This is a genomic window from Rheinheimera sp. F8, from assembly GCF_001518915.1.
Map to the genome: position 1 here is coordinate 1,341,532 of NZ_CP013656.1, position 13,010 is coordinate 1,354,541.

13 protein-coding genes are annotated in these 13,010 nt (G+C 40.3%); 4 read left to right on the plus strand and 9 right to left on the minus strand.

The annotated features are described in order from the left end of the window. Nucleotides 1-18 precede the first annotated feature (18 nt). The 3 genes from ATY27_RS06175 to rph form a co-directional block, all read right to left on the minus strand. Nucleotides 19-390: a diacylglycerol kinase gene (locus tag ATY27_RS06175; protein ID WP_208933442.1), complete on the minus strand. Its 372-nt coding sequence runs from the start codon at nucleotides 388-390 to the stop codon at nucleotides 19-21. Between the two features lie 130 nt (nucleotides 391-520). Continuing rightward, nucleotides 521-1,162: an orotate phosphoribosyltransferase gene (pyrE, locus tag ATY27_RS06180; protein WP_208932868.1), complete on the minus strand. Its 642-nt coding sequence runs from the start codon at nucleotides 1,160-1,162 to the stop codon at nucleotides 521-523. A gap of 24 nt (nucleotides 1,163-1,186) precedes the next feature. Further along, entirely contained in the window at nucleotides 1,187-1,900 is a 714-nt protein-coding gene (rph, locus tag ATY27_RS06185) for a ribonuclease PH (RefSeq protein WP_208932869.1), read from the minus strand. A 241-nt stretch (nucleotides 1,901-2,141) separates the two neighbouring features. Between rph and ATY27_RS06190 the strand changes: the two genes are divergently transcribed. The 3 genes from ATY27_RS06190 (at nucleotide 2,142) to ATY27_RS06200 (ending at nucleotide 4,895) form a co-directional block, all read left to right on the plus strand. Next, nucleotides 2,142-3,002 carry a YicC/YloC family endoribonuclease gene (locus ATY27_RS06190; RefSeq protein WP_208932870.1) on the plus strand — a complete coding sequence of 287 codons (861 nt, stop codon included), beginning with the start codon at nucleotides 2,142-2,144 and terminating at the stop codon, nucleotides 3,000-3,002. Between the two features lie 201 nt (nucleotides 3,003-3,203). Continuing rightward, complete coding sequence (locus ATY27_RS06195) at nucleotides 3,204-4,085, plus strand: integrase arm-type DNA-binding domain-containing protein (RefSeq protein WP_208932871.1); 882 nt, start codon at nucleotides 3,204-3,206, stop codon at nucleotides 4,083-4,085. A 48-nt stretch (nucleotides 4,086-4,133) separates the two neighbouring features. Continuing rightward, nucleotides 4,134-4,895: a site-specific integrase gene (locus tag ATY27_RS06200; RefSeq protein ID WP_244151410.1), complete on the plus strand. Its 762-nt coding sequence runs from the start codon at nucleotides 4,134-4,136 to the stop codon at nucleotides 4,893-4,895. On the opposite strand, the gene ATY27_RS06205 is transcribed toward ATY27_RS06200, so the two are convergent. Continuing rightward, nucleotides 4,882-5,436, minus strand: coding sequence for a hypothetical protein (locus ATY27_RS06205; RefSeq protein WP_208932873.1), 555 nt, complete (start codon nucleotides 5,434-5,436; stop codon nucleotides 4,882-4,884). The genes ATY27_RS06200 and ATY27_RS06205 overlap by 14 nt on opposite strands. A 103-nt stretch (nucleotides 5,437-5,539) precedes the next feature. Between ATY27_RS06205 and ATY27_RS06210 the strand changes: the two genes are divergently transcribed. Then, a complete protein-coding gene (locus tag ATY27_RS06210) occupies nucleotides 5,540-6,067 on the plus strand; it encodes an H-NS histone family protein (RefSeq protein ID WP_208932874.1) in 528 nt (175 codons plus the stop codon). Nucleotides 6,068-6,293: 226 nt separating this feature from the next. Here ATY27_RS06210 and ATY27_RS06215 read toward each other — a convergent pair whose 3' ends face one another. From ATY27_RS06215 to ATY27_RS06235, 5 genes are all read right to left on the minus strand, one after another. Then, nucleotides 6,294-7,202: a hypothetical protein gene (locus tag ATY27_RS06215; RefSeq protein ID WP_208932875.1), complete on the minus strand. Its 909-nt coding sequence runs from the start codon at nucleotides 7,200-7,202 to the stop codon at nucleotides 6,294-6,296. Continuing rightward, entirely contained in the window at nucleotides 7,199-9,175 is a 1,977-nt protein-coding gene (locus tag ATY27_RS06220; protein WP_208932876.1) for a hypothetical protein, read from the minus strand. Before ATY27_RS06220 ends, ATY27_RS06215 begins: the two co-directional genes overlap by 4 nt. Before the next feature lie 2 nt (nucleotides 9,176-9,177). Then, nucleotides 9,178-10,074 (minus strand): hypothetical protein, encoded by an 897-nt coding sequence (locus tag ATY27_RS06225; RefSeq protein ID WP_208932877.1) that lies wholly within the window; start codon nucleotides 10,072-10,074, stop codon nucleotides 9,178-9,180. 4 nt (nucleotides 10,075-10,078) lie between these two features. Continuing rightward, a complete protein-coding gene (locus ATY27_RS06230) occupies nucleotides 10,079-11,230 on the minus strand; it encodes an N-6 DNA methylase (protein WP_208932878.1) in 1,152 nt (383 codons plus the stop codon). Between the two features lie 925 nt (nucleotides 11,231-12,155). Continuing rightward, nucleotides 12,156-12,986, minus strand: a complete 831-nt coding sequence (locus ATY27_RS06235) for a DUF2971 domain-containing protein (protein WP_208932879.1) — start codon at nucleotides 12,984-12,986, stop codon at nucleotides 12,156-12,158. Nucleotides 12,987-13,010: the final 24 nt, after the last annotated feature.

The window sequence follows — 13,010 nt, forward strand, 5'->3', positions numbered from 1 at the left end:
ACCATCACCCGCATTCACTCAGTGCAGTAATTGCCAGATCGCTGCGCCCCATACCAAGGCAACAATAGTCAGGCTTAAGGTAACCGCAGCAGAGCCCATGTCTTTGGCGCGGCCGGACAGTTCATGGCGTTCCAGACTCACACGGTCGGTCAGCGCTTCAATTGCTGAATTCAGCAGCTCAACTATCAGCACCAATAACAACACACCGACCAGCAAAGCCCAGTGGCCAACCGATTCAGCCAGCACAAAAGATAATGGAAACATCAGCATCGCAAGCAAAGCTTCCTGCCGGAACGCCGCTTCAAACCGCCAGGCGGCGACAAAGCCTTTACGTGAACATTCAGTTGCTTTCAGAATGCGGCCAACACCGCTGCCGTTTGGTTTGTTGATCAACACAGACTCCGCTTTAAAACAATCAGGCCAGCATCGCTGGCCTGTACAGATGACAGAACGCTTTCATTTATCGCAGCTTAAGCTTAACAATTCCTGAAGACAAATCTGTCCGATCCCTACGCCAATCTCAGACGCCAAACTCAGCGCGGTAAGCTTTGACCGCATCCAGATGCGCAGCCATTTCTGGTTTGCCTTCGAGGTATTGGATTAAGTCTTTCAGACCAATGATCGACACCACTTTGGTACCAAAATCACGTTCCACTTCCTGGATGGCCGACAGTTCGCCTTTGCCGCGTTCCTGCCGATCCAGTGCGATCAGCACGCCAGCCAGTTCCGCGCCCTGCGCCTGAATGATTTCCATCGATTCGCGGATCGCAGTGCCGGCGGTGATCACATCATCGACCAGCATGATGCGGCCTTTTAATGGCGAACCTACCAGACTGCCGCCTTCACCATGGGTTTTAGCTTCTTTGCGGTTAAAGCAGTACGGTACGTCGCGGTCATGGTGTTCCGCTAAGGCGACGGCTGTGGTCGTCGCGATCGGAATACCTTTATAGGCCGGGCCAAACAACACGTCGAAATCAATGCCGGCATCCATCAGCGCCGCAGCATAAAAGCGGCCCAGTTTCGCCAGATCGCCGCCGGTATTAAACAAACCGGCGTTAAAGAAATACGGGCTGGTACGGCCGGATTTCAGCGTAAATGAACCAAATTTCAGCACCTGACGCGACAGGGCAAATTCAATAAATTCTTGTTGAAAAGCTTTCATCGGAAGACCTTTTAGACAGATTCGTTATGCCAAAACACGTTTTTGTTCGTCGACGATTTCGCGGATCGCGTCTTTCGCCAGCGCCAGCATCGCCTGCATTTCTTCGAAGCTGAATGGCTCGGCTTCGGCAGTACCCTGAATTTCAATCAGTTTGCCGGTTTCGGTCATCACCACGTTCATGTCAGTTTCAGCGGCTGAATCTTCAACGTATTCCAGGTCAGCCACAGGTTCGCCTTTGTAGATACCGACAGACACTGCAGCAACCATGTATTTTAATGGGTTGGTTTTAATCATGCCTTTGGCGCGCATAAAGTTCAGTGCGTCACATAAAGCTACGCAAGCGCCGGTGATGGCTGCTGTGCGGGTGCCGCCGTCGGCCTGGATCACGTCGCAGTCGAACGTGATGGTGTTTTCACCGAGCAGTTTTAAATCGACTGCAGCGCGCAGGGCGCGACCGATTAAACGTTGGATTTCCATGGTGCGACCGGCTTGTTTACCACGGGCGGCCTCGCGGTCGTTGCGGGTATGGGTAGAACGCGGCAGCATGCCGTATTCCGCGGTGATCCAGCCTTTACCCTGGCCTTTCATAAAACGTGGCACTCCTTCTTCAACCGACGCGGTGCACAACACTTTGGTGTTACCAAACTCAACCAGCACCGAACCTTCGGCGTGGGCAGTGAATTGACGGGTGAAACTGATAGGACGGATCTGACTGGCTGTTCTGCCGCTTGGACGCATGGGAAACCTCGGTGGTCGCTGAATGAGCGAAAAATGATGGCGGCATTATAGGGCTTTCACCATCATCCTGCCATCTATACCCTTCTTGCTTTGAGATCCGGAGGGCCTCGTCGCATCCACTAACGACAACACCGTCGAAACAGGCCCGGATCTGCGATGATTTTGGCGATATTCGCCTAACGCCGATGTTCTGGGTATACTCGGAATTTCCGCTATTCCAGATGTATAAAAGGATAATCGCATGATCCACAGCATGACCGCTTTTGCCCGTCACGAAATTAAAGCGACCTGGGGCAACGCCGTATGGGAGATCCGTTCAGTTAACCAAAGATATCTCGAGAGTTATTTTCGGTTACCCGAGCAATTCCGTGGCATGGAAAGCCTGCTGCGCGACAAACTGCGCCAGAGCCTGCAACGCGGCAAAGTGGAAGTGAATCTGCGTTATAACGCAGCACAGCAAAGCGGCGATTTAAAGATTAATGAAGCCTTCGCCGGCCAGTTAATCAAAGCGGCGCAGGCGTTAACGGCGCAGTGCCCGCAAGCCCAGCTGAATATCGCCGACATCCTGCGCTGGCCCGGCGTGATGGAAACACAAGAAGAAGACATGGACTCAGTGCAAGCCGAATTGCTGGCCGGTTTTGACATCGCGATGAAAGATTTCCTCGCCGGCCGTGGCCGCGAAGGCGTGGCGATTGAACAGCTGATCCGTGATCGCCTCGACCAAATCACCACCCACGTCGCCAACTTACGCGTACATCTGCCACAAGCACTGCAATGGCAACGCGACAAAATGCTGACCCGCTTACAGGAAATCAAAGCCGAGATGGACCAAAACCGCCTCGAGCAGGAAATGGCCTTCCTGGCACAAAAATCCGACGTCGCCGAAGAACTCGACCGCCTCGACGCCCACATCAAAGAAACCCGCCATCACCTAAAACAAGGTGGCGCCATCGGCCGTCGTCTCGACTTTATGATGCAAGAATTTAACCGCGAATCGAATACGTTGTCGTCAAAGGCGATTTCTACCGAGATCACCAATACGGCGGTGGAGCTGAAGGTGTTGATTGAGCAGATGCGGGAGCAGATCCAGAATGTCGAATAAATTTCCAAACTGTTTCAAACTGCTTCATTGAATCATAAGTAGCTGATTTAAAAATAATTACATAATCATACTGTATCTTTATAACCCAAGCAGCACCAATCAGATGGTTACCAGTTTGGTTACCAGTTGCACTATTGCAATACATCAAAATGGTTACTAGTATAAGCTCCATAAGTGTCGAATTTATGGAGCTTTTTCCGCATGATCACAGTTTCTGAGCTCAAAAAAATCATCAGTGCAGGCTTACCTGTCCGTAAGCCTGTTGGTAGTAACCTCTACTTCCGTCTGAACCAATACAGTGTGGCTAGTTGGGAATTCCGCTATGTCATCAATGGCAAACGGCGCTACATGACTATTGGTAAATACCCTGAGATGTCGCTTTCTGAAGCCAACCGAAAAGCTGGTGAAATGACAGCGCTAAGGAATGAAGGCAAAGATCCACTGGTTGAGAAAAACCGAGCGCAATCTGCTCAAGCCTACAATTGCGATCGGCTTTTTGATGACTGGTTCGAACATGACCTGCGGCCACGGTTAAAACACCCACAAATTCCCTATCGCATCTACGGCAAAGATATTCATCCTGTTATCGGTGAGCTATCGGTTGCGTCCGTCACGCCATTGGATATCCGAAAAATACTGGTAAATATTCGCGAATCAAAGCGACCAACGGTCTGCAACGATGCTCTAATGTATATGAAGCAGCTGTTTCAGCATGGCATCAAGATCGGTCTGCTAACTAACAACCCTGCAGCAACCTTTACCACGAATGATGCAGGTGGCATCGAAGAAGCGAAAAGCAGGGCTTTGACTGAAGAAGAAATAGCCGAAGTGTTTCGAGTGTTTCGCGAAAACATCAGCAGTTTTGGGCGTGATAACTACATCGCTTGCTGCCTGTTCTTGATGTTAGGCGTTCGTAAATCGGAGCTTTGTGAAGCCAAGTGGTCTGAATTCGACTTAGACAATGCCTTGTGGCACCTGCCAAAAGAAAGGATGAAAACCGGTGTCCCCATCACTATTCCATTACCGTCACAAGCAAGTAACCGTTCACTCTACGGCGTATTGACTGGTCAGATTAACAGCTAAACACTTTTCACTACATTGACCATTGCAGGCGGCACTTTCCATTGTTTTTTGTCTTCGCTGACGATCACCACTGATTTTTTGTTGAGTTTGATAAGNCTAACTAACAACCCTGCAGCAACCTTTACCACGAATGATGCAGGTGGCATCGAAGAAGCGAAAAGCAGGGCTTTGACTGAAGAAGAAATAGCCGAAGTGTTTCGAGTGTTTCGCGAAAACATCAGCAGTTTTGGGCGTGATAACTACATCGCTTGCTGCCTGTTCTTGATGTTAGGCGTTCGTAAATCGGAGCTTTGTGAAGCCAAGTGGTCTGAATTCGACTTAGACAATGCCTTGTGGCACCTGCCAAAAGAAAGGATGAAAACCGGTGTCCCCATCACTATTCCATTACCGTCACAAGCAATGCTGCTATTCAAGACGCTTAAAGTGTTTGCTGGTTTTTCTGAATACGTGTTTCCAGCCAGACAACACAGCAAAAAACCTCATGTTGGCTCAGATACGTTAAACCGAGCAATCACCAAATGTTTTGGTCATGAGGCTGGCCGTAAGGTTCAACCAACCAATTTGATGGGAGATATCACCTGTTTTAGTGTGCATGACCTTCGCCGAACCTTCCGCACCATGTGTGCCAAGTTAGGCATTTCAGGTGATGTGGCAGAACGTTGTTTGAACCATAAGCTCAAAGGTGTTGAGGGTATTTATGACCGTCACGACTACCTTGAAGAGCGCAGAATTGCTCATCAAAGAGTTGCTGACAGATTAGAGCAATACTTTGACCTCAAAAGTCTGACATCAGAATTTATTGACCTTTGATTACGTCCATCACCATTTTATCGAGGGTGCCGGGAGGAGCTACCGTCACCTCACTTTTAACCCGTTCAGGCAGTTTCTTGACGACATGCACCTTGGAAAATGCTTTACGGATTTTGTCCTTTTCGTCGGCAGCTGTGAGTTTGTCAGCAGCCAAATCCAGCAGTGTGGTAACCGCAACTTGATAAGACACTCGCCGCTTATTCAAATAAGTAGCAACTGATGACTGCAATAGCGCAGCTACTTCTTTGGTTAAAGTAATTTTCTTTTTCGGTAACGCATAACGACGCGACTTTTCCGCATCGATGATCTGTTTCTTCAATTTTGGTAAATCAGCTTTATCGGAAATTTTATCGATCAACTTATTCAGCTTTACAGCTACATCCATTTGATCTTTTTTCTTCTGTTTGCCGAAGCCATCCAATAGCACAAGACATTGATCAACAAATTTAAATGCTGAATGTTCAGGTGAGACATCGCTACGCAATTTCTTGATTAAAGATTTTGCGCCATCCTTGAATACGCGTGTTTTAATAGTTGCCATAACTTAAGCCTCTTTAACCATATGAATGAACAAACAATAGTGCATGACACGCAGAAATTGAGTAACCTAAAGGTATTCGATCTCACCAACCAATGGAAATACCATGTCTATTCTGCTTGATAAAAAAGAACTGAAAAAAGCCGCCAAAGAAATCTCTGTTGCCAAAATTCATGAAGCGATTGAAGTACTGCAATCAGTCATCGCTGATCGTCAAAAAGAAATTGATACCATCGAACAAATTAAACAACTGGCAAAAGCACAAGGTTTCTCTCTTGAGCAACTCGGCCTGCAACTGACAACCAATGTCGTTGCTGAAGTGGTTGAAGAAAAAGTCGAAGCTGGAAAACGTCCAACCAAACCTAAGTTCAAAACGCTGAATCCAGAAAGCCAATTTTTCTATGTTGAAAATGGCAAGTTACACTTGCTGAAAACACATACCATGAAAAAAGGCTTGGAAGAACGTGGTATTAAAGTTGTGCCATTTGCTAAGGTCGAAAAGAAATTTCAAAGTGAGATATCACCACTGATTGCTGAAGCAGTAGCTCAAGCGACAGAAAGCTTTAACTCTAAGGTTGAAATTTGGAATGCTTGGGCAGAGCAGAATGGTAATGAGATATTAACTCAGAAGTAGATACAAATATGGAAGATCTAATTCACTCTAGAGATGAGTTCATATTAGATCTTTCATTATTATCTTCACTTTATTCAATGCATCTGCAATAAAATTAATTATTTTATATATTTGAAATGCAAAAAATAACTTAACAATAGTGAAAAAATAGAAATAGTTACCTTATCAAATATTGATTAAATTATGAGTGAGTAGCTACTCAAAACTTAACGAAATTACTAAAAATTTAATCAACCTTAAATTTCCATATATGCACTATATCTGAGCCTTCAGTTCTATTCTTTTTCTTCCTAACAAAATCAAAAGCCACTATTACATTTTTATTATTAATCGCAAACTGCGCAGCTGCTATAGTTGCAGGTTTAGTTCCAATTGGAACTAAACATAGGATTTTTCGCTCGTAGCTTAGAGAACAATAAACCTTATTAATAGATTCATAAGTAGATATAGGATCATTAGCACCTGCATATCTAATCCCGAATTTGTTGTAGCCTAATAACTTAGATAGCTGTTCACTATTATTCGATAGAGTAATATTTTCCCAGCCAGATTTAAAAGCCGGTACTCCGATTAGGCAAAATGTTTTATCCGTTATGTATTCTTCACAGTGGATTAAAGTGCCAAGTCTATGGCCTTCGAATCCGAGACACACAAATATTTGTGAATCAGCCGTTGTACCTACAAAAGGAGGAATTAATTGTAGACCATGACCATCATCTGACAGATCAAAAACTTTTGAATCTGATACATCAGTTGAAACGTGCTCTCTGTATCCAGTCGGCTGGACATAGAGAACATCAAAATCGACTTTTTTCATGTCAAAAATGCGAAATAACTGCAATATCTCTGGCAACGCTAAAGATGTAGCATCCAATAAATATTTACCTTTCAACACCGGTATACTTGCAATATCAGCAAGATTATATATAGAATCACCTAATTTAAGTTTGACTAGATCTGGATTGTATTCAACAGATACTAATTTATGCGAGACACGACTGCAGAATTCAGAAACCCAACCACTTCTCTCATCCAAGCTTTCTGCACTAGTAAATGTTACGTCATAATACTTATCGCTTACAAAACTTGTAATTTTATGGGCAGTTTTATTTAACCAATCATAAATTGAAATCATAATAAAACACCCTGAACAACCTCATCCTCAGTGCATTTCCACTTAATCTGAAATTTTTTCCTTAAACTATCAAACTCTTCGGAACTACCAGCAACTATAGTTTTAAAATCATCTACAGTTAATAGAACACCTCGCATCTTCCTATAAGATATGCCAAATTTTGGTGCATAGACTGGGTTCAATTGGAATTCAATGTTATACGAATCAGCTTCGTCCTTTTGCCTGCGAGAATCGCTTGCAACAATTACTCTCCAACTAAGGGCTGACTCAATGATATTCTCAAGATCTACATCCGAGCCTGCAAAATCGTATTTAAGAGAAAAAACAGTTCTTTCGGGCTCAGTTTGGTAGCTGCTTTTTTGAGAAATCCTGAACAGCTCTCCAATTCTATTAACAAGATGAGATAGTTTTCTTCCAAATGGAGGATAACTGATGACTTCTCGAACCAAATCGGAACTAGTTGAAACAGCACCTAAATGCATTCCTGATAGAGAAATGGGAGAAATATCTTCCAAATATATATAGTTTAATTTGCTATCTATGTCATTGGACATTTTAAGAGCATTCAAACAGATTTCTTTAAAGTGTCTGACATTTGGTGATGTCATTGTGATAAAACGTTCGAAACCAGCATATACAGGCAGATTAACGGAAGCATTTTGTAAGTTTAAAGAAATTAAAGTACTAAACTCATAACTTTTAATTTTATCTAAAAATCTTCTATTTCTCTCATTTGATTTTTCTTCGTTTAGGTATGCAGCTATTTCTTTTAAATCGAAATTTCGTTGCCTATGCGTACCCAAAATTGTGATAGCAAAGCTCGGATCTGAAAAAATTTTTTCAATCTGATTTTTAGAAAAACTCAACGTTTCTAGTAATCTTAGTAACTTATTTCTAATCGCTGTATTTGCTACTGCTGTACTTGATATGTCCTTAACCGATGGAGTAGGAAGTATTCTGTTCAATAAACTTACAACTGAGTCTTGGTAACTAGGGTTCTTCCTAGACTCAATATTATCTCTATTTCCTAAGAACTCTGGAGTCAACTCTTCTATATTACACTTTATACCCGCATTCTGTAATGTAAGTAGAAAAATTTCAGCCGCAAATATTCTATAGTCAGATTTTATGAATTCATCAAGATTATAGGACACGTAATCATCAGGAGCTTGAAGCCATTGGTCTGTAGTTGTCTCATTCGTTGGCGCTGCATTGGATTTATATGCTACATTCCAACTCAGTGAACTTGTAGATTCCTTACGGTAAGAATTAAGTAATCGCTGCTGATTTTCTGTTAGTAACTCGAATTCGTCGATAAAAATTTTAAAATTTGTTTCAGAAAAATCAGAACACTCATTTCTTATACAATCTAATAGGTATTGAACAACATATTTTGTTTCAAACGAGGGTAACCCATCTAAATTAACCGGATTCAGTCTAGTAGAAAGTTGGTATTTTTGGTCAGAAATCCATGTAAAAATATCACTGAAGTTTGAGACTTTTTGTTTTGAAATAATGGTTAAAACTCGCCAGAACTTTCCATTTTCTAGTAATTCATTTTTAATATTTTCAAAGTGGAAAGATGCATTCTTCACAAATTTACATATTTCTTCAACTAGTGATAAAGTCGAATGCACAGAAAAAAATCTCAAAGCATCATCACCTAGCCAGCTAGACTTTAACCCTTGGCAATATGCAATATCTGGTTTCCAGTAAAACAAAACGTATTTCAACTCATTTGGTTCAACATTTTTTAAATTAACATCAAATCTAGTTGCATGAGAAAAATGTTGAATATATGTACTTTTTCCTGAGCCTCTAGAACCAACTAGTGCAATTGAATGCGACAAATTTCTTAAATCGAGCCGATCAATGAAGAAAGGAACAACAAATTTATTTAATACACTGCCATTATTGCTTTGGAATTCGAGGCGAGCTGTTGATAGTTTGTTAATTAATTCATTTAGAAGCATAGTTATAACCTCCGTCCAAAAAGTTGATTCCAGTTTCCACGATCGCTTCGATGCCAAAGAATTGAAGGTGCTTGGTTTGGACATCCCCATTGAAAAACAATAGGTATACATGAATCATTATCACCCATCCAGTAGCTACTTTTTGGCGCATATTTTTCTTTCATCGTCATGAAATGAGCTATAACATCTTTTACCGTATTTTTTTGGTCGTTTTTGAATAAAGATGTTTGATTTACATTTAAAAAGGCGTGCTCGTCTTTGAGAACTTCACATGGTAGAACTATTAATTTTGGAAATCTTTCGATCAGATTGCAAATTCCTGACTCAAGAGCAACGAGTGGACAGTATATTATTGTCATGTGTTTAATCTGTTCATCAAGTTTAAACTCTGCCGCAAACTGATCTGTAAATTGTCTGCCACTACCTAAAAAGTCATCTATTAATATTAATGCCTTAGGTGCATTGGTAGATGGCGTAAATGCGTAATAGTTAGTTTCAAGTATAGAGGATAACATCCTGTAAATAGTGCTACCGGACTCACCATGTTCGTTCTCAATTTTCACTGGCAAAAATTTAATTAGATGGGCCAATCTTCCACTTTTTAACTTTGAAATCCATTCGAGCAAATCTGTATCGCGTAAAATATCATTTTCTTTTAATACCTGCCAAAGTAAAGAATTAAACAGTGTTTGGTAACTTGATATAGCCATCTCTTTACTGCGAACTATAAGGCTATCAAGTAATTGTAAAGCAACATATTCATCTATCTCGCTATCAAAATTCCCAAGCCAAGCATGTACAACTTCAATATCAAATGGCCATATTTTCGTATCGCAATAAGTTCTAATTCTAGATTTTACTAAACTTTTGAAAACTCCATAATTATCCGGTAATTCCATTTTTTTATCCTAATAACCGACAAATATATTCTTGCGTTATGTATTTCGCACCTACACCAAGTGCTGAATTTGTAATGTATTCAACACCATCACTGGAGGATATTTTACTCCATAAATATTGTCCAATTACTAAGTTTTTAGGTCTAATTACAATTACGCAGTCACTTACCGGTGCATTTCCATCTTTAATAAATGCAATTCTTCCAATGCATCTGGTTCCGACACGAGCTATTAAGATATCACCGGATTTTGCAAAACTTTCATGCTCTTCATCGAATTGTGGAATATAGATTTCAGTAGGTGCTACTGGGAGATCTGATGTGTGAATGTGAAATTTATACTTCAGTGAACAGCTCTTATTGCTGAGGCTACCCCTAAAAATTTTGTAATCTTCATTTTTGTAAACAGGTAATGTTGAATGTGATTTATTGTGATATGAGTAATCTGCACGTAAAATTGCACAAGATTTTTCTATAAAAATACTACTCTTACTTAGGTAATCTGTGATTTTAATATCATACACGAAGTCATCAATTTTCCTCATTGAGATATTAAGTATAAATGTTTCAGCTTCTGTTTTATGAAAGCTGTTCCTTGGAAGTTGTATTATTTCATTAACCTTGTAATTTTCGAAAATATGCTTTCTTAACTTTCTCCAACGTATTCCGGTTAGGAGACCAGCCGGTAGTATTATGCCAATCTGGCCCTCTTCTGTAAGAAGCCTAATGTTTTGTGCTAAAAAAATTATTTCTGCCGGTATGGTTTTTGTATTCTTCCCAATGCAAAACTCTAATCCAGCTTTTTTTAAAACTTCCCTGCAGTTTCTATCTATACTTTTGGAATAGAATGGAGGGTTTGATAATAGTAAATCTACACTCCCGTAATTTAATCTAATATAATCGGGAAGTTCTAAACAAAAACCATCAAGATGGATTGCCTCGATTAATTTTTTTTCATTTGCTTCAGTAACATTTTTTGAATCTAGATCAATACCGACCAAACTAATGTTTCGCCACCTTCTTTTAGCTGCAAGTAATAGATCACCTGAACCAAAACCCAAATCTAGAGCAATTAATGGATTATTCATGCTAATTGTATTAACAAGGCTGTCACTGAATTCATTTCTTGTATAATACTGATTCAAATTATCGGTCATATCTTTTCTTCAATATGTAACGTTAAAATCCGTTTTTAAAAAATTTCGCCAATGATAGTATTAACAACTGAAATTAAATATATAATTCCAACAAGCAATCAATTAACATCTTAGAATTTATTGCCTTGATAATCCAATCGAGTGTGGATAGAAACACGCAAATTTATTTTATGATAAATGTCTTAATTCCAATTTTGCTAAATAATATATAACTTTACACCTAGCTATAGACAAAGCGTATGAGTCATAGTTGCGAGAGCGCCTTCAGTCAATAGTCCTCATGATAAACGCTAATAAACTTTAATGCGCATTGTTTAAAACTACCGTTTAAAGATCAAAATCGGCCTAACTGTTCTTCTCCATACCCTGCGCTTCAATACTTGCCTGCTAGCAGAATACGATTAATAAAGTAGCACACTGTCTGCATGTTTAACAGAATTCTCCGGCCAAAAACACCCTAATATATGAGAATATTTTATACTTTGACGCAGTTAATTGATGTAACTCTTAAGTATTTTTACATCAGTCATTCCGTATAGTTCAATGAATTTTCACATACACAGCTGTGTATATATGGCTTTTCGTCATATTCTGGTGTCTGAGTTTCGCTTAAGATTGGAGCTTCAGTTATTTATCAGTAAGGCTTCTAGCGGTATCACAGTCAACGGTTGCTCAACGTCCGCGTCATGTCAAACATTTATAAACGAATATACAATGGCATCGTTGTCGAATTCGGAAAAGTTTGCTCCATGTTCACGAACATAGCTTGAGTGTTCTTCTAGCAGCCCAATTAGATGGTTGTTTACGCTTCGTAAACGTTCATAACAAATCACTGCCGGCAGTGCTTTATTGATTTTATTAGACTCTCTATTTGTTATGACTGCACGCAGTTTTCACCCGAAAATAGTCAGCGATAAAAAATTTGTTAACCCACAGGACGATATGGGATTTTTGATGCTTTTACATCAATAAAAAATTCTATGTTTCCTTGGCTAATCTGCCAATCCTTTTCAATTGCCCTGACATATTCAGACATCGATGCCAATGCCAATTCTTGACTTGGGTGAGGACCAACAGTCACCGATTTAATACACTCTAAAGGTAAATCTAATTCTACATATGGTACAAGCAAATCACCTTTTGGTCTGTATTTCACTTCATATTCGAAATCATGCATGTAGGGAGAAATTATTATTCTGGATTCTTTTTCTTCTTGGAATCCAATGTGTTTGTAAATAGCCGCTTGAAGATATAACGAAAAAGAAGCATTAATTGTGTCTGGCCCGTGCATACCATTGTATTTACGGAAGGCATTGCTTGTAGAGACAATTGAATCCAAAGCATGCTCCTGAGCGCTAATTAATTTTTCATCATCTCGGTATAAGCATTTTTGGAGCTTTGATACTTCGCTTTCAATGATTGTTGAATCAAACTCAATTGCATAGGAGCCGTAAGCTCGCCATTGACTTAAGCAATCACCATCGGAGCTTAATGAGAAAACATATAATGGATCCTCCCCCACAACACACATTCTAGAATTAGATATTTCATTGAGCAAAAACGACTTAGCCATTTCCCAATACTCATGGTTAGAATAAATATTAGGAGAAGCAGACACGATATTTTTAAGCAACAATTCCATTCCAATATGTAATTCTTTTGAATCATTTAAAAACCGAATATCGGTTATCCAAATCTTTCTGTTTTTCAAAATGGAATAAACTGCTGCAACACTTGTATAATGATACAATCTCATAGTATATCCTGCCTACATTAAATA

What these genes read in the sequence shown, in the direction of transcription:
- pyrE (WP_208932868.1), bottom strand. Translation starts at nt 1,162, where the DNA reads ATGAAAGCTTTTCAACAAGAATTTATTGAATTTGCCCTGTCGCGTCAG.
- rph (WP_208932869.1), bottom strand. Translation starts at nt 1,900, where the DNA reads ATGCGTCCAAGCGGCAGAACAGCCAGTCAGATCCGTCCTATCAGTTTC.
- ATY27_RS06190 (WP_208932870.1), top strand. Translation starts at nt 2,142, where the DNA reads ATGATCCACAGCATGACCGCTTTTGCCCGTCACGAAATTAAAGCGACC.
- ATY27_RS06195 (WP_208932871.1), top strand. Translation starts at nt 3,204, where the DNA reads ATGATCACAGTTTCTGAGCTCAAAAAAATCATCAGTGCAGGCTTACCT.
- ATY27_RS06205 (WP_208932873.1), bottom strand. Translation starts at nt 5,436, where the DNA reads ATGGCAACTATTAAAACACGCGTATTCAAGGATGGCGCAAAATCTTTA.
- ATY27_RS06210 (WP_208932874.1), top strand. Translation starts at nt 5,540, where the DNA reads ATGTCTATTCTGCTTGATAAAAAAGAACTGAAAAAAGCCGCCAAAGAA.
- ATY27_RS06215 (WP_208932875.1), bottom strand. Translation starts at nt 7,202, where the DNA reads ATGATTTCAATTTATGATTGGTTAAATAAAACTGCCCATAAAATTACA.
- ATY27_RS06220 (WP_208932876.1), bottom strand. Translation starts at nt 9,175, where the DNA reads ATGCTTCTAAATGAATTAATTAACAAACTATCAACAGCTCGCCTCGAA.
- ATY27_RS06225 (WP_208932877.1), bottom strand. Translation starts at nt 10,074, where the DNA reads ATGGAATTACCGGATAATTATGGAGTTTTCAAAAGTTTAGTAAAATCT.
- ATY27_RS06230 (WP_208932878.1), bottom strand. Translation starts at nt 11,230, where the DNA reads ATGACCGATAATTTGAATCAGTATTATACAAGAAATGAATTCAGTGAC.
- ATY27_RS06235 (WP_208932879.1), bottom strand. Translation starts at nt 12,986, where the DNA reads ATGAGATTGTATCATTATACAAGTGTTGCAGCAGTTTATTCCATTTTG.